The sequence below is a fragment of the Pseudomonas palmensis genome (assembly GCF_017848315.1).
Taxonomy (GTDB): domain Bacteria; phylum Pseudomonadota; class Gammaproteobacteria; order Pseudomonadales; family Pseudomonadaceae; genus Aquipseudomonas; species Aquipseudomonas palmensis.
In genome coordinates this window covers 1-17,148 of record NZ_JAFKEC010000070.1, presented here as the reverse complement: position 1 = coordinate 17,148, position 17,148 = coordinate 1, and the positions used below count along the sequence as shown (strand labels likewise).

Genomic DNA, 17,148 nt, shown 5'->3' with positions numbered 1-17,148 from the left:
GGTCCTCAGCAGACGATGCGGTTCATGTAGTTCGTGAATCCCGTGATGTAGCGCGGGGTCGGGATCAGGAAGGCATCGTGGCCATACGGCGAGTCGATATCCAGGTAGCACACATTCTTGCGCGCGGCGATCAGCGCATCGACGATCTCCCGCGAGCGCGCCGGCGAGAAACGCCAGTCGGTGGTGAACGACATCACGCAGTAGTCGGCGGTGACGTGGGCCAGGGTCGCGGCCAGGTCGCCGCCGTGGCTGGCGGCGGGGTCGAAGTAGTCCAGCGCCTTGGTCATCAGCAGGTAGGTGTTGGCATCGAAACGCCCGGAGAACTCCTCGCCCTGGTAGCGCAGGTAGCTCTCGACCTGGAACTCGACGCTGTGAAAGTCGTAGTTGAGCTTGTCGCTCTTGAGCTCGCGGCCGAATTTCTCGCCCATCGAGTCATCCGACAGGTAGGTGATGTGCCCGACCATGCGCGCCAGCATCAGCCCGCGCTTGGGGATCACGCCTTCGGCCTGGAACGAGCCGCCGTGGAACTCGGGGTCGGTGAGGATGGCCTGGCGCGCCACTTCGTTGAAGGCGATGTTCTGCGCCGACAGCTTGGGTGCCGAGGCGATGTCCAGGCAGTGGCGCACGCGGTCGGGGTAGGTGATGGTCCATTGCAGCGCCTGCATGCCGCCCAGGCTGCCACCCACCACGGCGGCCCACTGGCCGATGCCCAGGCGATCGGCCAGGCGCGCCTGGCTGTGCACCCAGTCTTCCACGGTGAGTACCGGGAAGTCGGCGCCGTAGGGCTGGCCGGTGGCCGGGTTGACGCTGCTGGGGCCGGTGCTGCCGTTGCAGCCGCCGAGATTGTTCAGGCTGACCACGAAGAAGCGGTTGGTATCGATCGGCTTGCCCGGCCCGATGCAGCTGTCCCACCAGCCCGGCTTGCGGTCGTCGGGGCTGTGGTAGCCGGCGGCATGGTGATGCCCGGACAGGGCATGGCAGATCAGCACGGCATTGCTGGCCGCGCTGTTGAGGGTACCGTAGGTTTCAAAGACCAGCTCGTAGCTGGCCAGCGAGCGACCGCAGGCCAGGGCCAGGGGCTCATCGAATCGCGCCAGTTGCGGTACTACCAGACCGACCGAATCTTCGGGAAAGACAGTGGACATCGACCCTGCTCACGCTTGAATGAGGCGTAAGTCTAAAGACCGCCACCCCCAGCGGCAAGCAACATGGCGCGGCTTGCGGCCGGGGGTGGTGCGGGTCAGATCATGCGGAACAGTTCCTGCGGCATTCCGGCGTAGGCGGCCAGCGGCGGCATCACGAACGACTGGATCACCTGGATCGCCAGGAAGGCGAAGATCGGCGAAATATCCAGGCCTCCGAGGTTGGGCACCAGCTTGCGAAACGGTGCCAGCACCGGCTCGCTGATCTGGTAGGCCAGCTCGGCGGCGGGGTTGTGGCTGCCGGGGGCGATCCACGACACGATCACCATCACGATCATCGCGACCCAGAAGATCTTCAGGAACAGCGAGGTGACGCCGATGACGGCCCACATCAGCAGGTGCGGGATGTCGCCGAAGGTGCCGTAGGTGACCATCAGCACGAACGCCATCAGCAGCGCCTGGATCACGATCGACAGGATCAGCGATGAGGTGTCCAGCCCGAACACGCTGGGGATGATGCGCCGGATCGGCTTGAGCAGCGGCTGGGTGGCGCGCACCGCGAACTGGCTGAGCGGGTTGTAGAAGTTGGCCTTTACCAGCTGCAGCACGAAGCGCAGCAGCACGATGACCAGGTACAGGCTGACCAGTGTTTGCACCACGAAGATCGCGGCGCCCGAAAGTGCATTCATGCAGAGCTCCTTAGTTGCCCAGTTGTTCGGCCATTTCGGCCGAGCGGTGCGCCGCGGCGCCCAGTGCTTTTTCTACCAGCGCCTCGAACCCGTTGGCCTGGAACGACTTGATCGCCGCCTCGGTGGTGCCATTGGGGGAGGTGACGCGCCGGCGCAGTTCGCTGGCCTCGACATCGCTGGCCACGGCCATGTGCGCCGCGCCCAGGGCGGTTTGCAGGGTCAGCCGAGAGGCGACGTCGCGGGGCAGGCCGAGTTTTTCGCCGGCTGCGGTCATCGCCTCGATCAGCAGGAAGAAATACGCCGGGCCGCTACCGGAGACCGCGGTCACTGCATCCAGTTGCTGTTCGCTGTCGACCCACAGGGCCACGCCCACTGCCGAGAGCAGTTGCTCGGCTTCGGCGCGTTGTTCGGCCGATACCTGCTCGGTGGCGTACAGACCGCTGACGCCCTGGCGCAGCAGCGCCGGGGTGTTGGGCATGCAGCGTACCAGCGGTTGCTCGCCCAGCCAGTTGCGCAGGCTGGCGCAGGTGATGCCGGCGGCAATCGACACCACCAGCTGGTTGGGCTTGAGGCTTGGCTTGAGCGCCTGGCACACCGCCTTCATGGCTTGCGGCTTGACCGCGATCAGCACCACGTCGGCGCCATCGACGGCCTGGGCGTTGTCTTCGAACAGCTGGATGCCGTGTTCGGCGTGCACCCTGGCGCGCGTCTCGGCACCCGGGTCGCTGGCGCGGATCTGCGCGGCGTCCACACCCTGGGCGCGCAAGCCGCCGATCAGGCTGGCGGCCATGTTGCCGGCGCCGATGAAGGCAATTCGAGTCTTGCTCATGTCAGGTCCTTGGTTGAAGAAGGTGAACGATGCATGGGTCAGGCCTGGCCGTAGTCGCGGGCACCGAACAGGGCGGTGCCGATGCGCACCCAGGTCGCGCCCTGGGCAATCGCTGCTTCCAGGTCGTGGCTCATGCCCATCGACAGGGTGTCCAGGCCCAGGTTCAGGCTGTCCTGCAATTGGCGTACACGGGCGAATGCCGCCGCCTGGGCGGCCGGGTCGTCGGTGGGTTCGGGAATCGCCATCAGGCCGCGCAGCTTCAGGTGCGGCAGCGCCGCGATGGCCTGGGCCAGCGCCGGCAGCTCGTCGGGGTTGCAGCCCGATTTGCTGGCCTCGCCGCTGACGTTGACCTGCACGCACACATTCAGTGCGGGCAGCCCGGCAGGGCGTTGTTCGCTGAGGCGTTGTGCGATTTTCAGTCGGTCCACCGAATGTACCCAGTCGAAGTGCTCGGCGATTGCTCGCGTCTTGTTCGATTGAATGGGGCCGATGAAGTGCCAGGTCAAGGGCAGGTCGGTCAATTCGAGCTGCTTGGCCAGGGCTTCCTGCAAGTAGTTTTCGCCCACGTCGCGCACGCCGGCCGCATACACTTCGCGTATCGCGGCAGCCGGCTTGGTCTTGCTCACGGCCAGCAGGCGGACCTGCCCGGGGTCACGCCCGGCGGCCTGTGCAGCGCTGCGGATGCGGTCGGCAAGCGTGGAAAGGTTGTCTGCTATGGTGGACATGGATCAACGCCAGCGGCTGTTCGGGTCTGCGGCATTCTACCTGCTTGGCGATGTTTGGGGAGTGTTATGGACATGACCGGGCTGATGGCCCTGGCGCTCAGGGAAGGCGCCTCCGATCTGCACCTGGCGGCCGGCAGTGCGCCGATGATCCGGCGTGACGGGCAGATGCAGCCGCTGGGGCCGGCGGCGCTGAGCAGCGACAACCTGCATGCCCTGCTGGCGCAGCTCATGAGCCCACAGCAGCAGGAGGACTTCGCCAGGCTGCAGGACCTGGACTTTGCCGTGGCCGTGCCCGGGCTGGGGCGCTTTCGGGTCAACGCCTTCGTGCAGGTGCGCGGGCCGGCGGCGGTACTGCGCCTGATACCCGACCAGGTGCCGACGCTGGCGAGCCTGCAGCTGCCGGAGGTGTTTCGTCGCATTGCCGAGTCGCCGGCCGGGCTGGTGCTGGTGACCGGCCCCACCGGCTCAGGCAAGTCGTCCACCCTGGCGGCGCTGGTCGATCACCTCAACCGCGAGCGCGCCGTGCACATTCTGACCTTGGAAGACCCGCTCGAATTTATCCACAGCCCGCTGCGCAGCCAGCTCAGCCAGCGTGAGATGGGGCGTCACAGCCAGGGGTTTGCCCAGGCGCTGCGGGCTGCGCTGCGCCAGGACCCGGACGTGATCATGCTTGGCGAGCTGCGCGACCTGGAGACGATCCGCCTGGCTCTGACCGCCGCCGAAACCGGCCACCTGGTGCTGGCGACCCTGCACACCGCCTCGGCGGCCAAGGCCATCGACCGGCTGGTGGACGTGTTTGCCGCGCAGGAGAAGGCCCTGGTACGCACCATGCTCGCCGACGCCTTGCAGGCGGTGGTGGCCCAGGTGCTGGTGCCCAGGGTGCAAGGTGGGCGAGTGGCCGCGCACGAGGTCCTGCTGGCCACGCCGGCGGTGCGCAACCTGATTCGCGAGGGGAAGGTGGCGCAGCTGTATTCGGCCATGCAGACCGGTGCGGCGTTGGGCATGCAGACCCTGGACAGCAGCCTGCAGGGCCTGGTGAGGCGGGGAGTCGTCAGCCTGGAAACGGCCAGGGCGAACGCGCGTTCGCCCGATCAGGTCTAGCGTTTGGCCAGGCGCAGCTGGGTTTGCGGCTGCTCCTTGGGCAGTACACGCTTGGCGACCACGTAGTGGCTCTGCCAGTAGGGCTTGTTCAGGGTATCGATGCTGACCCGCTTGCCGCGCCGTGGCGCGTGGATGAAGCGGTCGTTGCCCAGGTAGATGGCCACGTGGTTGACGCGGCGACTCTTGATGTTGAAGAACAGCAGGTCGCCGGGCTTGAGGTCCTTGCGGTCGACTTTCACGCCGTGGCCGCTGGCCATGGCGTTGGAGGTACGCGGCAGGTCGACCTCGTCGATGTCGTTGAAGGCGTACTTGACCAGCCCGCTGCAGTCGAAGCCCTTGCTCGGGCTGCTGCCGCCCCAGCGGTACGGGGTGCCCAGCACGTTCACCGCGCGGCTGAGCACATCGCTGCTCTGCTTGGCCGGCATCGAGGCGACCTGGCGGGTGGTCTTGGCGACCTTGGAAGAGGCGGCGGACGAGGTGACCTTGGCGTGGGCGCCCTTGGTCGAGCGTACGGCTGCAGTGCTGGTGGTGTGCACGTTGAAGCCGTTGGGAAGACGTTGCTCACGGTTGGTGGCGTGGGCGGCCAGTGGCAATAAAAGGCAAACAGTCAGCCATGTCTTGAAAAAAGGTCGCATGGGCAGGGCTCTTGTTGGTTAAGCGCGCAACTTTATAACAGCTTTTTGATCGAATTCTGGTCCGTTGGTCGATTGCAGAGGCGCCATACGTCGGCTGAGCACGTAAAAGTCACATTTTTTCTTAGAAAATTTCTCTCTAAACCGTGGAGGCTATGAATGAACAGTTATCAGCAACAGGCGCAGCCCCGGGACACCCACAGCAAGGTCCTCGGCTACTTGCTGTGGATCTTCGGTTTTACCGGGTCGCACCGTTTCTACTACGGCAGGCCGGTGACCGGCACCATCTGGTTCTGCACCCTGGGCCTGCTCGGTATCGGCTGGCTGATCGACCTGTTCCTGATCCCGAAGATGGACAGCGAGGCCGACCTGCGCTTTCACGCCGGCCCGCTGGACTACAGCCTGGCCTGGATCCTGCTGACCTTCCTGGGGATATTCGGCGTGCACCGCATGTACCAGGGCAAGTGGATCAGCGGCGTGATCTATGCCTTTACCGGCGGGCTGTTTCTGCTGGGGGTGCTGTACGACTTCTGGACGCTGAACACCCAGGTATCGCTCAAGAACGTGCAGGCGCGGGCCTGAAAGCAGGCGGCCCGCTGCTGCGGGCCGCCGAACATCGGGGTTACTGGCGTATCTGGCGCTGTTGCAGCAGCAGGTTGTTGAAGCCGCTTCCGGCCAGTTGCTTCTGCGCCACGGTCAGCTGTTCGCGATTGCTGAACGGGCCGACCAGCACGCGGTACCAGGTCTCTTCCTTCACCGTACCGGACTCCACCTTCACCGCCTGGCCGAGCAGGATGATCTGCGCACGCACCTTGTCGGCATCAGCCTCTTTGCGGAACGAGCCCGCCTGCAGGTAGAACTGCGTGGTAGCGGCCGGCTTGATCACCGGCGGTGCCGGTGGCGGGGTCTGCCCCAGCAGCGCGGCCTGGGCGCGGGCGGTGTCGATCTTGGCCGCCTCGGCCGGGGTCACCGGTGGCTGCGCCGGTACCGGCGGGGTTTTCTCCGGCACGGCTTCGGGCGGCACGATCACTTCCGACTCGGGCAGCAGTGTGTAGAAGTCGTACTTGGGCTTGACCGGCTGCTGCGGGCTCGGCGCGGTCTTGTTCGCCTCGGCGATCTTCTCGGCCTTCTGCTGGGCTTCAGGCTTGGTGCGCTTGACCTCGTCGCGGCTGGGCTCGAGTTTCATCAGGAACACGATGAACGCACCGACCGTGAGGCCGATGGCCAGCCACATCCAGCCCGGTATCGGTTGCTTGGCCGGGGCCTGATAGCGGCTGGCGCCGCGCTTGGGAGCAGGTTTTTTCTTGGCAGCCAACTTACATGCGCTCCAGGGTTTCCAGGCCAAGCAGTTCCAGGCCCTGCTTGAGGGTGCGACCGGTCAGGGCGGCCAGGCGCAGGCGGCTCTGCTGCTGTTCGGGTGTTTCTGCGGCGAGGATCGGGCAGTTCTCGTAGAAGCTGGAGAACAGGCCGGCCACGTCGTAGAGGTAGCTGCACAGTACGTGCGGGGTACCTTTTTCGGCGACGTTGTTCAGGATTTCGCCGAACTGCGCCAGGCGCGCGGCCAGGTCCTGTTCCTGCGGTGCCTGCAAGCGGATCTCGCCTTCGACCTGGTCGAAGCCCTTGCCCAGCTTGCGGAACACGCCGGCCACGCGGGTGTAGGCGTACAGCAGGTACGGCGCGGTGTTGCCTTCGAAGTTGAGCATCAGCTCGAAGTTGAAGCTGTAGTCGCTGGTACGGTGCTTGGACAGGTCGGCGTACTTGACCGCGCCGATGCCCACCACCTTGGCGATGGCGCGCAGTTCTTCTTCAGGCAGCTGCGGGTTCTTCTCCTTGACCAGGGCGTAGGCACGCTCCTTGGCTTCGTTGAGCAGGTCGATCAGCTTCACGGTGCCGCCGTCGCGGGTCTTGAACGGGCGGCCGTCGGCGCCGTTCATGGTGCCGAAGCCCATGTGCTCCATGTCCATCGGGTGGGTCACGAAGCCGGCCTTGCGGGCCACCGCGAACACCTGCTGGAAGTGCAGGGCCTGGCGCTGGTCGACGAAGTACAGGGCGCGGTCGGCCTTGAGCACGCCGCTGCGGTAGCGCACGGCGGCCAGGTCGGTGGTGGCGTACAGGTAGCCGCCGTCGGCCTTGACGATGATCACCGGCAGCGGCTCGCCCTCGGCGTTCTTGAACTCGTCGAGGAACACGCACTGGGCGCCGTTGCTTTCCACCAGCATGCCCTTGGCCTTGAGGTCCTCGACCACATTGGCCAGGTCGTCGTTGTAGGCGCTTTCGCCCATCACGTCGGCCATGGTCAGCTTGACGTTGAGCAGCTCGTAGGTCTTCTGGCAGTGCGACAGCGAGATGTCCTTGAAGCGGGTCCACAGCTTCAGGCACTCGGGGTCGCCGGCCTGCAGCTTGACCACCAGGCCACGGGCGCGGTCGGCGAACTCGCTGGACTCGTCGAACCGCTTCTTGGCGGCGCGGTAGAAGTTCTCCAGGTCCGACAGCTCTTCGCTGGTGATCGGGTTCTCTTCCAGGTACGCCATCAGCATGCCGAACTGGGTGCCCCAGTCGCCCACGTGGTTCTGGCGTACCACATCGTCACCGAGAAACTCCAGCACACGGGCCACGGCGTCGCCGATGATGGTCGAGCGCAGGTGGCCGACGTGCATTTCCTTGGCCAGGTTGGGCGCCGACATGTCGATCACGACCTTCTGCGTGGCGCCGGCCTTGTGCACGCCGAGCCTGGCGTCGGCCAGTGCGGCATCCAGGCGCGAGGCCAGGGCCTGGGTGTTCTGGAAGAAGTTGAGGAAGCCCGGGCCTGCGATCTCCACCTTGCTGACCTGCGGGTCGGCGGGCAGGGCGGCGATGAGTTTTTCGGCCAGGTCGCGCGGCTTGAGGCCGGCGGGCTTGGCCAGCATCATCGCGATGTTGCTGGCGAAATCGCCGTGGGTCTTGTCCCGGGCGTTTTCCACCTGGATCGCCGGCGTCAGCCCGTCAGGCAGCACACCGTCGTTGACGAGTTGGGTGAGGGCTTGCTGGATCAGCTGGCGAATGGTGTCTTTCATGGGCTTCTCTTTCGACCGCAAGCGCGGCGGCGCCTGGATGCGCAGGTGGAAAAACTGGGTATTATCCGTTGCCGGGGCGAGGTTGCCAACCTTTAGGGCCCTTTGGCCAACAATGCAGGCTCTGCAGAGGGCCAGGGCTCATCAAACCTGTAGGAGCCGGCGTTGCCGGCGAAGCGGTCAGTACAGGTCGACCGGGTCCACATCCAGCGACCAGCGCACCTGTCGCCCGCTCGGCATCTGCTCCAACACTAACAGCCAGGCGCTCATCAGACGATGCAAGGATGCCCTTGCATTGGCCTGCAACAACAATTGCGCACGAAAACGTCCCGCCCGTCGCTCCATCGGCGCCGGCACCGGGCCCAGCAGCTCGATGCCGTGCAGGTCGTGCTCTGCCAGCAACTGCTCGGCGGCGCTGCAGGCCTCGTCGAGAAAGCTCTCGGCCTGCCCCGGCTTGTGCGCCTCGGCGCGCAGCAGCGCCAGGTGCGCGAAGGGCGGCAGGCCGGCGGCGCGGCGCTCGCTCAGGGCCTGTTCGGCAAACGCGAAATAGCCCTGCTCGGTAAGCTGTACCAATAGAGGATGATCGGCCAGGTGCGTCTGGATGATCACCTTGCCTGGCTCCTCTGCACGCCCGGCACGCCCTGCCACCTGCACGATCAGTTGGGCCATGCGCTCGCTGGCGCGAAAATCCCCGGAGAACAGCCCGCCATCGGCATCCAGGATCGCCACCAGGGTGACCCGCGGAAAGTGGTGCCCCTTGGCCAGCATCTGGGTGCCGACCAGGATGCACGGCTCGCCGCGCTGCACTGTGGCGAACAGCTGGTTCATCGCGTCCTTGCGCGAGGTGCTGTCGCGGTCCACGCGTAGCACCGGTACATCCGGAAACAGAATGCTCAGGCGCTCTTCGGCGCGCTCGGTGCCTGCACCTACCGGGCGCAGGTCCACATGGTTGCACTGCGGGCACTGGCGCGGTACGCGTTCGTCATAGCCGCAGTGGTGGCAGCGCAGTTCGCCGGAGCGCTGATGCACGGTCATGCGCGCATCGCAGCGCGGGCATTCCGACAGCCAGCCGCAGTCGTGGCACAGCAGCGTGGGGGCAAAGCCGCGACGGTTGAGGAACACCAGCACCTGCTGGCCTGCGGCCAGGGTCTGGCCGATGGCCTGTTGCATCGGCCCGCTGATGCCGCTGTCCAGGGGCCGGCTCTTGACGTCCAGGCGCAGGAAGCGCGGCGCCTTGGCGCCGCCGGCGCGGTGGTTCATGCGCAGCAGGCCGTAACGGCCGGAGTAGGCGTTGTGCAGGCTTTCCAGCGATGGCGTGGCCGAGCCCAGCAGGATCGGGATGTGCTCCTGGTGCGCGCGCACCAGGGCCAGGTCGCGGGCGTGATAGCGCAGGCCTTCCTGCTGCTTGTAGGAGCCGTCGTGCTCCTCGTCGATGATGATCAGGCCCGGGTTCTTCATGGGCGTGAATAGCGCCGAGCGGGTACCGATGATGATGTCGGCCTCGCCATCACGGGCTGCCAGCCAGGCTTTGAGGCGTTCGCGGTCGTTGACTGCCGAATGCAGCAGGGCAATGCGCGCATTGAAGCGCTGCTCGAAGCGCGCCAGGGTCTGCGGCCCGAGGTTGATCTCCGGAATCAGGATCAGCGCCTGCTTGCCGGCCTCCAGGGTCTCGCGGATCAGTTGCAGGTAGACCTCGGTCTTGCCGCTGCCGGTGACCCCGGCCAACAGAAAGGCATGGAAGCTGCCGAACCCTGCCTGCACCGCATGAAACGCCGCCTTCTGTTCATCGTTGAGCGGCAGTTCGGGCTGTGCCAGCCAGTGTTCGTGGCGCGCCGGCGGGGCATGCCGGCGTACCTCCACCTGCACCAGCTCCTTGGCCAGCAGCAGGTCGAGGCTGTCCTTGCTCAGTTTGAGCTTGCTCAGCAGGCCGTGGGCCACGCCGTGCGGATGCTGCGCGAGGGTGGCCAGGGCATCGCGCTGGCGCGGTGCGCGGGCGATGCGCGGGTCGTCGTGGCGCGCCCCCGGGGCCACCTGCCAGAAGCGTTCCTGGTGCGCTTCGGCCGGCTCGCCCTGGCGCAGCAGCACCGGCAGCGCCCAGCTCAGGGTGTCACCCAGGCTGTGCTGATAGTACTGCGCGGTCCACACGCACAGCTTGAACAGGGCTGGCGGTATCGGCGATACCGGGTCAAGCAGGGCGATGGCGGGCTTGAGTTTGTCGGCGGGCACCTCGCTGTGCTCGCACACCTCCACCAGGATGCCGATCATCTCGCGGCGCCCGAACGGCACGCGCAGGCGCATGCCGGGGGTGAATGCGGTGTGCGCCATGCTTGCCGGGGCCCTGTAGTCGAACAACCGCCGCAGGGGCGAGGGCAAGGCAAGGCGAAGGATGACGTCGGACACGCGCAGGGTCTCTGAAGGGCAATTCGGTAGCCGCCGAGCCTAGCAGACGACAGTCGGTACAAGCGACAACTTGCGCTGATGGCATGCTCTGGTATTATTCGCCGCCTAATTACGTGCGGTATTCAACAATGGTGTTGGGTGGCGGCACGCAGTCGAGGAAGTGACCATGAAACCAGAAATTCATCCGAATTATGAAGCAGTCGCAGTCACCTGCAGCTGCGGCAATGTGTTCCAGACCCGTTCGACCCTGTGCGCCCCACTGGCCACCGACGTCTGCAACGAGTGCCACCCGTTCTACACCGGTAAGCAGAAAGTGCTGGACACCGGCGGCCGCGTACAGAAGTTCGCCGACCGTTTCGGCATGTTCGGTGCCAAGAAGTAAGACGGCGCGAAGCTGGCCCCATGGGCTTGGCAATGCTGTTGAAGAAGGCGTCCCTGGTGGGCGCCTTTTTTGTGGCCGCGATCTGGCAGTTGCCGGCGCATGCGCTGTGTACGCTGCCGGCCGACGCGCAGCGCGAGGTGCAGAGCGTTGCGGTGCGCCAGGTGATCGACGGCGATACCTTGCGTCTGAAGGATGGGCGCAATGTGCGCCTGATCGGCATCAATGCTCCCGAGATCGGGCGCAAGAGGCGGCCCAGCGAGCCCTATGCGGTGGCCGCGCGCCAGCGTTTGCAGGCCCTGGTCAAGGCCAGTGGCGGGCGGGTCGAGCTGCTGCCGGGTACAGAGCCGCGCGACAAATACAAGCGCACCCTGGCCCATGTGTTCGACCGCTCTGGTCACAATCTGGAAGAACAACTGCTGGGCGAGGGTCTGGGTTATCGCATCGCGGTAGCGCCCAACATCGCCCTGCGCGACTGCCATCAACAGGCTGAACAGGCCGCCCGCAGCGCCCGCGCGGGGCTGTGGGGCCAGCCGCCGGTGATCGCGCCGGGGCACCTGCGCCAGGCCGGCTTTGCGCTGGTCGCTGGCCAGGTTCAGTCGGTCGAGCACAGGGGTGGCGCCATCTGGATCGAGTTGGGCCATTCGCTGGTGCTTCAGGTGCCGGCCAGGTTGTCGCGCAATTTTGCGCCTGATTTCACCGACGGTCTCGAAGGCCGACGCGTCGAAGCCCGCGGTTGGGTGCTGGATCGTTCCCGCAAGGCCGGGCTCAAGCCGGGTCAGGCGCGCTGGATGCTGCCACTCACCGACCCGACGATGCTGGAAAGACAATAAAGATAATAAATTGTGAACATTTTAAAAATGGATTGTACACACTGAAAGCCTTGCGGGCTGCGGCTCTTGGCTTAAAGTCGTAGGCTAAAGGCCTTGACACAAGTGACCGGGCAGTCTTGTCGGCCCATTGCTCTTTGCGTATCCTCGGCGGTCCGTCAGAACAGTAAAAGCGGAATGCCCATCATGTCAGATTTGAAAACTGCCGCTCTCGAATACCATGCTCAGCCTCGTCCGGGGAAACTGAGCGTAGAGCTCACCAAACCGACCGCGACTGCTCGCGACCTGGCGCTGGCCTACAGCCCGGGTGTTGCCGAGCCAGTACGTGAAATCGCCCGTGACCCGGAGCTGGCCTACCAGTACACCGGCAAGGGCAACCTGGTAGCAGTCATTTCCGACGGCACCGCCATTCTCGGCCTGGGCAACCTGGGCCCACTGGCGTCCAAGCCGGTGATGGAAGGCAAGGGTGTTCTGTTCAAGCGTTTCGCCGGTATCGACGTGTTCGACATCGAAGTCGATGCCGAAAGCCCGCAGGCCTTCATCGACACCGTCAAGCGCATCTCGATCACCTTCGGCGGCATCAACCTGGAAGACATCAAGGCACCCGAGTGCTTCGAGATCGAGCGCGCGCTGATCGAGCAGTGCGACATCCCGGTGTTCCACGATGACCAGCACGGCACCGCGATCGTGACCGCGGCCGGCATGATCAACGCCCTGGAAATCGCGGGCAAGACCCTCGCCGATGCCAAGATCGTCTGCCTGGGCGCCGGTGCTGCGGCCATCTCCTGCATGAAGCTGCTGGTGAGCATGGGCGCGAAGATCGAAAACATCTTCATGGTCGACCGTACCGGCGTGATCCACGCTGGCCGTGACGACCTGAATCAGTACAAGGCGGTGTTCGCCCACGCTACCGACAAGCGCAGCCTGGCCGATGCCCTGGAAGGCGCTGACGTGTTCGTCGGCCTGTCCGGTCCGAACCTGCTGAGCCCTGAAGGCCTCAAGTCGATGGCACCGAACCCGATCGTGTTCGCCTGCTCGAACCCGGACCCGGAAATCTCGCCGGAGCTGGCCCACGCCACCCGCAGCGACGTGATCATGGCCACCGGTCGTTCCGACTACCCGAACCAGGTCAACAACGTGCTGGGCTTCCCGTTCATCTTCCGTGGTGCCCTGGACGTTCGCGCCAAGCGCATCAACGAAGAGATGAAGATCGCTGCCGCCAACGCCCTGAAGGACCTGGCCAAGCTGCCGGTGCCCAAGGAAGTCTGCGCTGCCTACGGCGTCGACGCGCTGGAATTCGGTCGTGAGTACATCATTCCGAAGCCGATGGACGCACGCCTGATCACCGTGGTTTCCGATGCCGTGGCCAAGGCTGCGATCGAAAGCGGTGTGGCGACCCTGCCGTATCCGAAGAACTACCCGCTCAAAAGCGTGGATGACGTGTTCAACGGCTGAGCCGTTGTAGCGTTGTAGCAAAAAGCCCCGGCTCGCGAGAGTCGGGGCTTTTTGTTTGGGGCTGGTAATTGTGCTGGCCTATGGGCTGCAGGGCAGCCCCCGGGTTACCCATCAGAACAGATCGATCGGCGCCGACTCGTCCGCCGGCAGCGGGCTGCCTGGCGCACTGCCACCCAGCTCGTTGACCGACGGCGGGGTGTCTTCGGCCTTGAACAGCTCGAAGTACGCATCAGGCGTGCTCGGCGTGGCCGCACGGCCGCTCACCGGGTCCACCCGCAGGCTGAGGATGCCTTCAGGCTGCGGCAGCGTGTGCATCGGCTTGTCCTTGAGCGCGGCGCCCATGAAGCTCATCCAGATCGGCAGCGCCACGGTACCGCCATACTCGCGACGGCCCAGGGTCTCGGGCTGGTCGAAGCCGCTCCATACGGTGGTCACGTAGTCGGCGTTGTAACCGGAGAACCACGCATCCTTGGACTCGTTGGTGGTACCGGTCTTGCCCGCCAGGTCGGTGCGCCCCAGCGCCAGGGCACGTCGCCCGGTGCCACGCTTGATCACGTCCTGCAGCATGCTGGTGAGGATGTAGCTGGTACGTCCGTCGATGATCTGTTCGGCCACCGCCGGCACCTGCGGCGCCACTGCACTCACGTCGGCGCCCAGTGCCGCATCGGTGACGATCGGCGTTTCGGCGGCGCCAATCCCGGCCTCGTCCTGATGCCCCCGGGGCACGCTGGGCGGGTTGGCGGTGAACAGCGTCTCGCCATTGCGGCTTTCGATGCGGTCGATCAGGTACGGGGTGATCTTGTAGCCGCCGTTGGCAAACGCGCTCCAGCCGGTGGCGATCTCCATCGGTGTGAGGGTCGCGGTGCCCAGCGCCAGCGACAGGTTGCGCGGCAGGTCCTGCTTGTTGAAGCCGAAACGGGCGATGTAGTCGATGGTCTTGTCCACGCCCATGGCCTGCAGCAGGCGGATCGATACCAGGTTGCGCGACTTGTACAGCGCCTCGCGCATGCGGATCGGGCCAAGGAAGGTGTTGGTGTCGTTCTTGGGTCGCCACACCTTGTCCAGGTACTCGTCGACGAACACGATAGGGGCGTCGTTGACCAGGCTGGCGGCGGTGTAGCCGTTGTCCAGCGCCGCGCTGTAGACGAACGGCTTGAAGCTCGAGCCCGGCTGGCGCTTGGCCTGCATGGCGCGGTTGTAGTTGCTCTGCTCGAACGAGAAGCCGCCCACCAGAGCGCGGATGGCGCCGTTGTTCGGGTCCAGGGTCACCAGTGCGCTCTGGGCGCCCGGCACCTGGCTGAACTTCAGTTCGCCTTCGCCGGTGCGTTGCACGCGGATCACGTCGCCGACCTGGGCCACATCGCCCGGCTGCTGCGGGGCGCGGCCCTGGCTATTGGTGTTGAGGAATGGGCGGGCCCATTTCATGGTGTCCCAGGCCACGGTCTCGGTCTGGCCCGACTTGGTCAGCACCTGCAGGCCGGTCTTGTCGACCTGGGTGACGATGGCCGGTTCCAGCCCGCCCAGTGGGCGCAGCTTGGTCAGTTCCTGCAGCCAGGCGGCCTGGGTCTTGCCCGGCAGGCGCGACTCGGGGCCGCGGTAGCCGTGGCGGTGGTCGTAGGCACTGAGGCCATCGAGCACGGCGCTGTTGGCCATTTCCTGCAGGTCGCTCGGCACCGTGGTGGTCACGCGGAAACCTTCGGTGTAGGCGTCGCTGCCGTAGCGGCCGACCATCTCGGCGCGGGCCATCTCGGCGATGTACGGGGCATTCACCTCGGGCGTCGGCACGTGGTAGCTGGCGTTGATCGGTTCGGCCAGGGCGGCCTGGTAGCTGGCTTCGTCGATCTTGCCCAGCTTGTACATGCGCCCCAGGATCCAGTCGCGGCGTTCCTTGGCGCGCGTCGGGTTGGCCAGCGGGTTGAAGCGCGACGGTGCCTTGGGCAGGCCGGCGATCATCGCCATCTGCGCCAGGCTCACGTCACGGATCGACTTGCCGTAGTACACCTGCGCTGCGGCTTCGATGCCGTAGGCACGGTTGCCCAGGTAGATCTTGTTCACGTACAGCTCGAGGATCTCGTCCTTGGTCAGCTCGCGCTCGATCTGCAGGGCCAGCAGGATCTCGTTGGTCTTGCGCGAGAAGCTGCGTTCGCTGCTGAGGAAGAAGTTCTTCGCCACCTGCATGGTGATGGTGCTGCCGCCGGTCTGGATGTGTCCGGACTTGAGCAATTGTGTTGCAGCGCGCATCAGGCTGCTGGGGTCGACCCCATAGTGATTGGCGAAGTTGTCGTCTTCGGCGGACAGCAAAGCCTGGATGAAATGCGGGGGAATGTCGGCGAAACGGATGGGAGAACGCCGCATCTCGCCGAACTCGGCAATCAGCTTTCCATCGCTGCTGTATACCCGCAAAGGGATCTGCAACTGGATGCTTCTCAGGGCCTCTACCGAGGGCAGGCTGGGGCTAAGATACAGAAACGCGCCGCTCAGACCGAGCACGACGGCACAGATGACTGCGACGAAAGACCACCAGAAGAACTTCAGCAGGCGTATCAAGGCTTTGGGGTGTCCAGTTTGAAATATGGATTGAGCGCAGGGCTGATCGACGAGAAAAAACGCTGGGCATTATAAGCAATTTTCACTGTGCCGCGTGGGTTGCGCGGTGCACGGGCTGACCGGTGCCCTGTCTGGGGGCCGGTCGAAGCAGGCGGATGCCAGGGAAAGCCAATGTTTGGACGTTTCGGCAAGGATGCCGGTTCACTGCTGGGTATCGATATTTCATGTTGCGCGGTGCGATTGCTGCAGCTGCGGCAGGTGGCAGGGGCCTTCGAGGTGCGTGCGCAGGCCGTGCAGACGCTGGCGGCGGGCGTGCTGCAGGACGGCCGGGTGGCCGACCCGGCACAGCTGGCGCAGGTGCTGGGCGATGCCCTGGCCCGCAGCGGTGCCACCTTGCGCGAGGCGGCGCTGGCGATTCCGGCCGCGGCCGTGCTGAGCAAGACCGTGCAGGTGCCGGCGGGGCTGGCAGAGGATGCCCTGATTGCTCGCCTGTGCCATGAGGCCGAACCTTTCATACCCTTTGCCCTGGACGAGGCGGCCTTCGATTTCGAGTGCCGCGGCTCGGTGGCGCACGACCCGTGCTACGAGGCGGTGGGGGTGTATGCCTGTCATCAGGGCTGGCTCGACGGGCTGGAGGCGGCACTGGAGCTGGCAGGCCTGCGTGCGCGGGTGGTCGAGACCGACAGCCTGGCGTTGTTGCGCGCGGTCGGGGCGGACGATGACGCGGTCGCCGTGGTGCGGGTCGAGCCAGGGCACTGGGCGCTGCATGCACAGCACCAGGCATGGCGTGCCGACGCGGGTGCAGCGGCCGATGTGCCGCAGGCGTTGGCTGCCTGCATCGAACGCTGGTTGCAGGCCCTGGAGGGCCCTGCACCGGCGCGGCTGGTGGTGACCGGGGCGGCTGCCGATTCGGCCCGGGCGCTGGAAGTGCAGCGTCGGCTGGGTATCGAAACCACGGTGTTCGATGCCGCCGAACCCGCCCTGGCGCTGGCCTATGGGCTGGCGATGAGGCGTGCCCCGTGAGGCGCGATATCAACCTGCTGCCGTGGCGGGCCTGGCAACGCCAGCGCAGTGTGCGGCAGTTGCAGGGGTTGATGCTGGTGGCTCTGCTGCTGGGGCTCGCCATCGTGGTGCTGCTGGACCGGCATGGCGCCTATCGCCTGGCGCACCAGGGGCAGGCCAATGCGGCCCTGCGCGATGCCATCGCCCGGCTTGAGGGCCCGCTGGCAGAACTGGCCGACCTGACCGCCCGGGGCGATGCGCTGCAGGAGCGCATCCAGGGGCTGGATGCCGTGCTGCGCGCCGCGTCCCCAGGTGGGCAGGTACTTGCACCGCTGGCCACGCGGGTACCGCAAGGGCTGCAACTGAC

16 protein-coding genes are annotated in these 17,148 nt (G+C 65.6%); 7 read left to right on the top strand and 9 right to left on the bottom strand.

Translation table 11 applies throughout. The annotated features are described in order from the left end of the window. Nucleotides 1-5: 5 nt before the first annotated feature. The 4 genes from metX to JZZ72_RS24710 all read right to left on the bottom strand — a co-directional run bounded on the left by metX (nucleotide 6) and on the right by JZZ72_RS24710 (nucleotide 3,385). On the bottom strand, nucleotides 6-1,145 hold the full coding sequence (gene metX / locus JZZ72_RS24725; protein ID WP_043860134.1) for a homoserine O-succinyltransferase MetX: 1,140 nt from the start codon (nucleotides 1,143-1,145) through the stop codon (nucleotides 6-8). A gap of 95 nt (nucleotides 1,146-1,240) precedes the next feature. Further along, nucleotides 1,241-1,831, bottom strand: coding sequence for a YggT family protein (locus JZZ72_RS24720; protein ID WP_043860135.1), 591 nt, complete (start codon nucleotides 1,829-1,831; stop codon nucleotides 1,241-1,243). 10 nt (nucleotides 1,832-1,841) lie between these two features. Beyond that, nucleotides 1,842-2,660 (bottom strand): pyrroline-5-carboxylate reductase, encoded by an 819-nt coding sequence (gene proC / locus JZZ72_RS24715; protein WP_043860136.1) that lies wholly within the window; start codon nucleotides 2,658-2,660, stop codon nucleotides 1,842-1,844. 38 nt (nucleotides 2,661-2,698) lie between these two features. Beyond that, nucleotides 2,699-3,385 carry a YggS family pyridoxal phosphate-dependent enzyme gene (locus tag JZZ72_RS24710; protein ID WP_054915543.1) on the bottom strand — a complete coding sequence of 229 codons (687 nt, stop codon included), beginning with the start codon at nucleotides 3,383-3,385 and terminating at the stop codon, nucleotides 2,699-2,701. A gap of 66 nt (nucleotides 3,386-3,451) precedes the next feature. Between JZZ72_RS24710 and JZZ72_RS24705 the strand changes: the two genes are divergently transcribed. Continuing rightward, the gene (locus tag JZZ72_RS24705) at nucleotides 3,452-4,486 is read left to right on the top strand and encodes a type IV pilus twitching motility protein PilT (RefSeq protein WP_043860138.1); all 1,035 of its coding nucleotides are present in this window, start codon (nucleotides 3,452-3,454) and stop codon (nucleotides 4,484-4,486) included. On the opposite strand, the gene JZZ72_RS24700 is transcribed toward JZZ72_RS24705, so the two are convergent. Beyond that, complete coding sequence (locus JZZ72_RS24700; protein WP_043860139.1) at nucleotides 4,483-5,121, bottom strand: C40 family peptidase; 639 nt, start codon at nucleotides 5,119-5,121, stop codon at nucleotides 4,483-4,485. The two genes, JZZ72_RS24705 and JZZ72_RS24700, sit on opposite strands and share 4 nt — an antisense overlap. Before the next feature lie 156 nt (nucleotides 5,122-5,277). On the opposite strand from JZZ72_RS24700, the gene JZZ72_RS24695 reads away from it, so the two are divergent. Continuing rightward, complete coding sequence (locus JZZ72_RS24695) at nucleotides 5,278-5,700, top strand: NINE protein (protein WP_210015316.1); 423 nt, start codon at nucleotides 5,278-5,280, stop codon at nucleotides 5,698-5,700. A 40-nt stretch (nucleotides 5,701-5,740) separates the two neighbouring features. Here JZZ72_RS24695 and JZZ72_RS24690 read toward each other — a convergent pair whose 3' ends face one another. From JZZ72_RS24690 to JZZ72_RS24680, 3 genes are all read right to left on the bottom strand, one after another. After that, complete coding sequence (locus JZZ72_RS24690) at nucleotides 5,741-6,433, bottom strand: SPOR domain-containing protein (protein WP_043860141.1); 693 nt, start codon at nucleotides 6,431-6,433, stop codon at nucleotides 5,741-5,743. A 1-nt stretch (nucleotide 6,434) separates the two neighbouring features. Then, nucleotides 6,435-8,171 (bottom strand): arginine--tRNA ligase, encoded by a 1,737-nt coding sequence (argS, locus tag JZZ72_RS24685; protein ID WP_043860142.1) that lies wholly within the window; start codon nucleotides 8,169-8,171, stop codon nucleotides 6,435-6,437. 177 nt (nucleotides 8,172-8,348) lie between these two features. Beyond that, complete coding sequence (locus JZZ72_RS24680; RefSeq protein ID WP_078481693.1) at nucleotides 8,349-10,568, bottom strand: primosomal protein N'; 2,220 nt, start codon at nucleotides 10,566-10,568, stop codon at nucleotides 8,349-8,351. A gap of 166 nt (nucleotides 10,569-10,734) precedes the next feature. Between JZZ72_RS24680 and rpmE the strand changes: the two genes are divergently transcribed. The 3 genes from rpmE (at nucleotide 10,735) to JZZ72_RS24665 (ending at nucleotide 13,232) form a co-directional block, all read left to right on the top strand. Next, entirely contained in the window at nucleotides 10,735-10,950 is a 216-nt protein-coding gene (rpmE, locus tag JZZ72_RS24675; protein WP_043860144.1) for a 50S ribosomal protein L31, read from the top strand. Nucleotides 10,951-10,982: 32 nt separating this feature from the next. After that, complete coding sequence (locus JZZ72_RS24670) at nucleotides 10,983-11,780, top strand: thermonuclease family protein (protein WP_236066329.1); 798 nt, start codon at nucleotides 10,983-10,985, stop codon at nucleotides 11,778-11,780. Between the two features lie 183 nt (nucleotides 11,781-11,963). Beyond that, nucleotides 11,964-13,232 carry a malic enzyme-like NAD(P)-binding protein gene (locus JZZ72_RS24665; RefSeq protein WP_043860148.1) on the top strand — a complete coding sequence of 423 codons (1,269 nt, stop codon included), beginning with the start codon at nucleotides 11,964-11,966 and terminating at the stop codon, nucleotides 13,230-13,232. Nucleotides 13,233-13,343: 111 nt separating this feature from the next. Here JZZ72_RS24665 and JZZ72_RS24660 read toward each other — a convergent pair whose 3' ends face one another. Continuing rightward, entirely contained in the window at nucleotides 13,344-15,776 is a 2,433-nt protein-coding gene (locus tag JZZ72_RS24660; RefSeq protein ID WP_173925097.1) for a penicillin-binding protein 1A, read from the bottom strand. 174 nt (nucleotides 15,777-15,950) lie between these two features. Here JZZ72_RS24660 and pilM point away from each other — a divergent pair, with 174 nt between their 5' ends. Both pilM and JZZ72_RS24650 read left to right on the top strand, forming a co-directional pair. Next, the gene (gene pilM / locus JZZ72_RS24655; protein ID WP_116052382.1) at nucleotides 15,951-16,802 is read left to right on the top strand and encodes a type IV pilus biogenesis protein PilM; all 852 of its coding nucleotides are present in this window, start codon (nucleotides 15,951-15,953) and stop codon (nucleotides 16,800-16,802) included. Continuing rightward, nucleotides 16,799-17,148, top strand: a 350-nt coding sequence (locus JZZ72_RS24650; RefSeq protein WP_210015314.1) for a PilN domain-containing protein, incomplete at its 3' end; no start/stop codon positions are given. The genes pilM and JZZ72_RS24650, both read left to right, overlap by 4 nt.

Bases quoted from the DNA above. Each gene is read 5' to 3' on its own strand.
- JZZ72_RS24705 (WP_043860138.1), top strand. From the start codon at position 3,452: ATGGACATGACCGGGCTGATGGCCCTGGCGCTCAGGGAAGGCGCCTCC.
- proC (WP_043860136.1), bottom strand. From the start codon at position 2,660: ATGAGCAAGACTCGAATTGCCTTCATCGGCGCCGGCAACATGGCCGCC.
- rpmE (WP_043860144.1), top strand. From the start codon at position 10,735: ATGAAACCAGAAATTCATCCGAATTATGAAGCAGTCGCAGTCACCTGC.
- JZZ72_RS24670 (WP_236066329.1), top strand. From the start codon at position 10,983: ATGCTGTTGAAGAAGGCGTCCCTGGTGGGCGCCTTTTTTGTGGCCGCG.
- argS (WP_043860142.1), bottom strand. From the start codon at position 8,171: ATGAAAGACACCATTCGCCAGCTGATCCAGCAAGCCCTCACCCAACTC.
- pilM (WP_116052382.1), top strand. From the start codon at position 15,951: ATGTTTGGACGTTTCGGCAAGGATGCCGGTTCACTGCTGGGTATCGAT.
- JZZ72_RS24710 (WP_054915543.1), bottom strand. From the start codon at position 3,385: ATGTCCACCATAGCAGACAACCTTTCCACGCTTGCCGACCGCATCCGC.
- JZZ72_RS24720 (WP_043860135.1), bottom strand. From the start codon at position 1,831: ATGAATGCACTTTCGGGCGCCGCGATCTTCGTGGTGCAAACACTGGTC.
- JZZ72_RS24665 (WP_043860148.1), top strand. From the start codon at position 11,964: ATGTCAGATTTGAAAACTGCCGCTCTCGAATACCATGCTCAGCCTCGT.
- JZZ72_RS24695 (WP_210015316.1), top strand. From the start codon at position 5,278: ATGAACAGTTATCAGCAACAGGCGCAGCCCCGGGACACCCACAGCAAG.
- metX (WP_043860134.1), bottom strand. From the start codon at position 1,145: ATGTCCACTGTCTTTCCCGAAGATTCGGTCGGTCTGGTAGTACCGCAA.
- JZZ72_RS24700 (WP_043860139.1), bottom strand. From the start codon at position 5,121: ATGCGACCTTTTTTCAAGACATGGCTGACTGTTTGCCTTTTATTGCCA.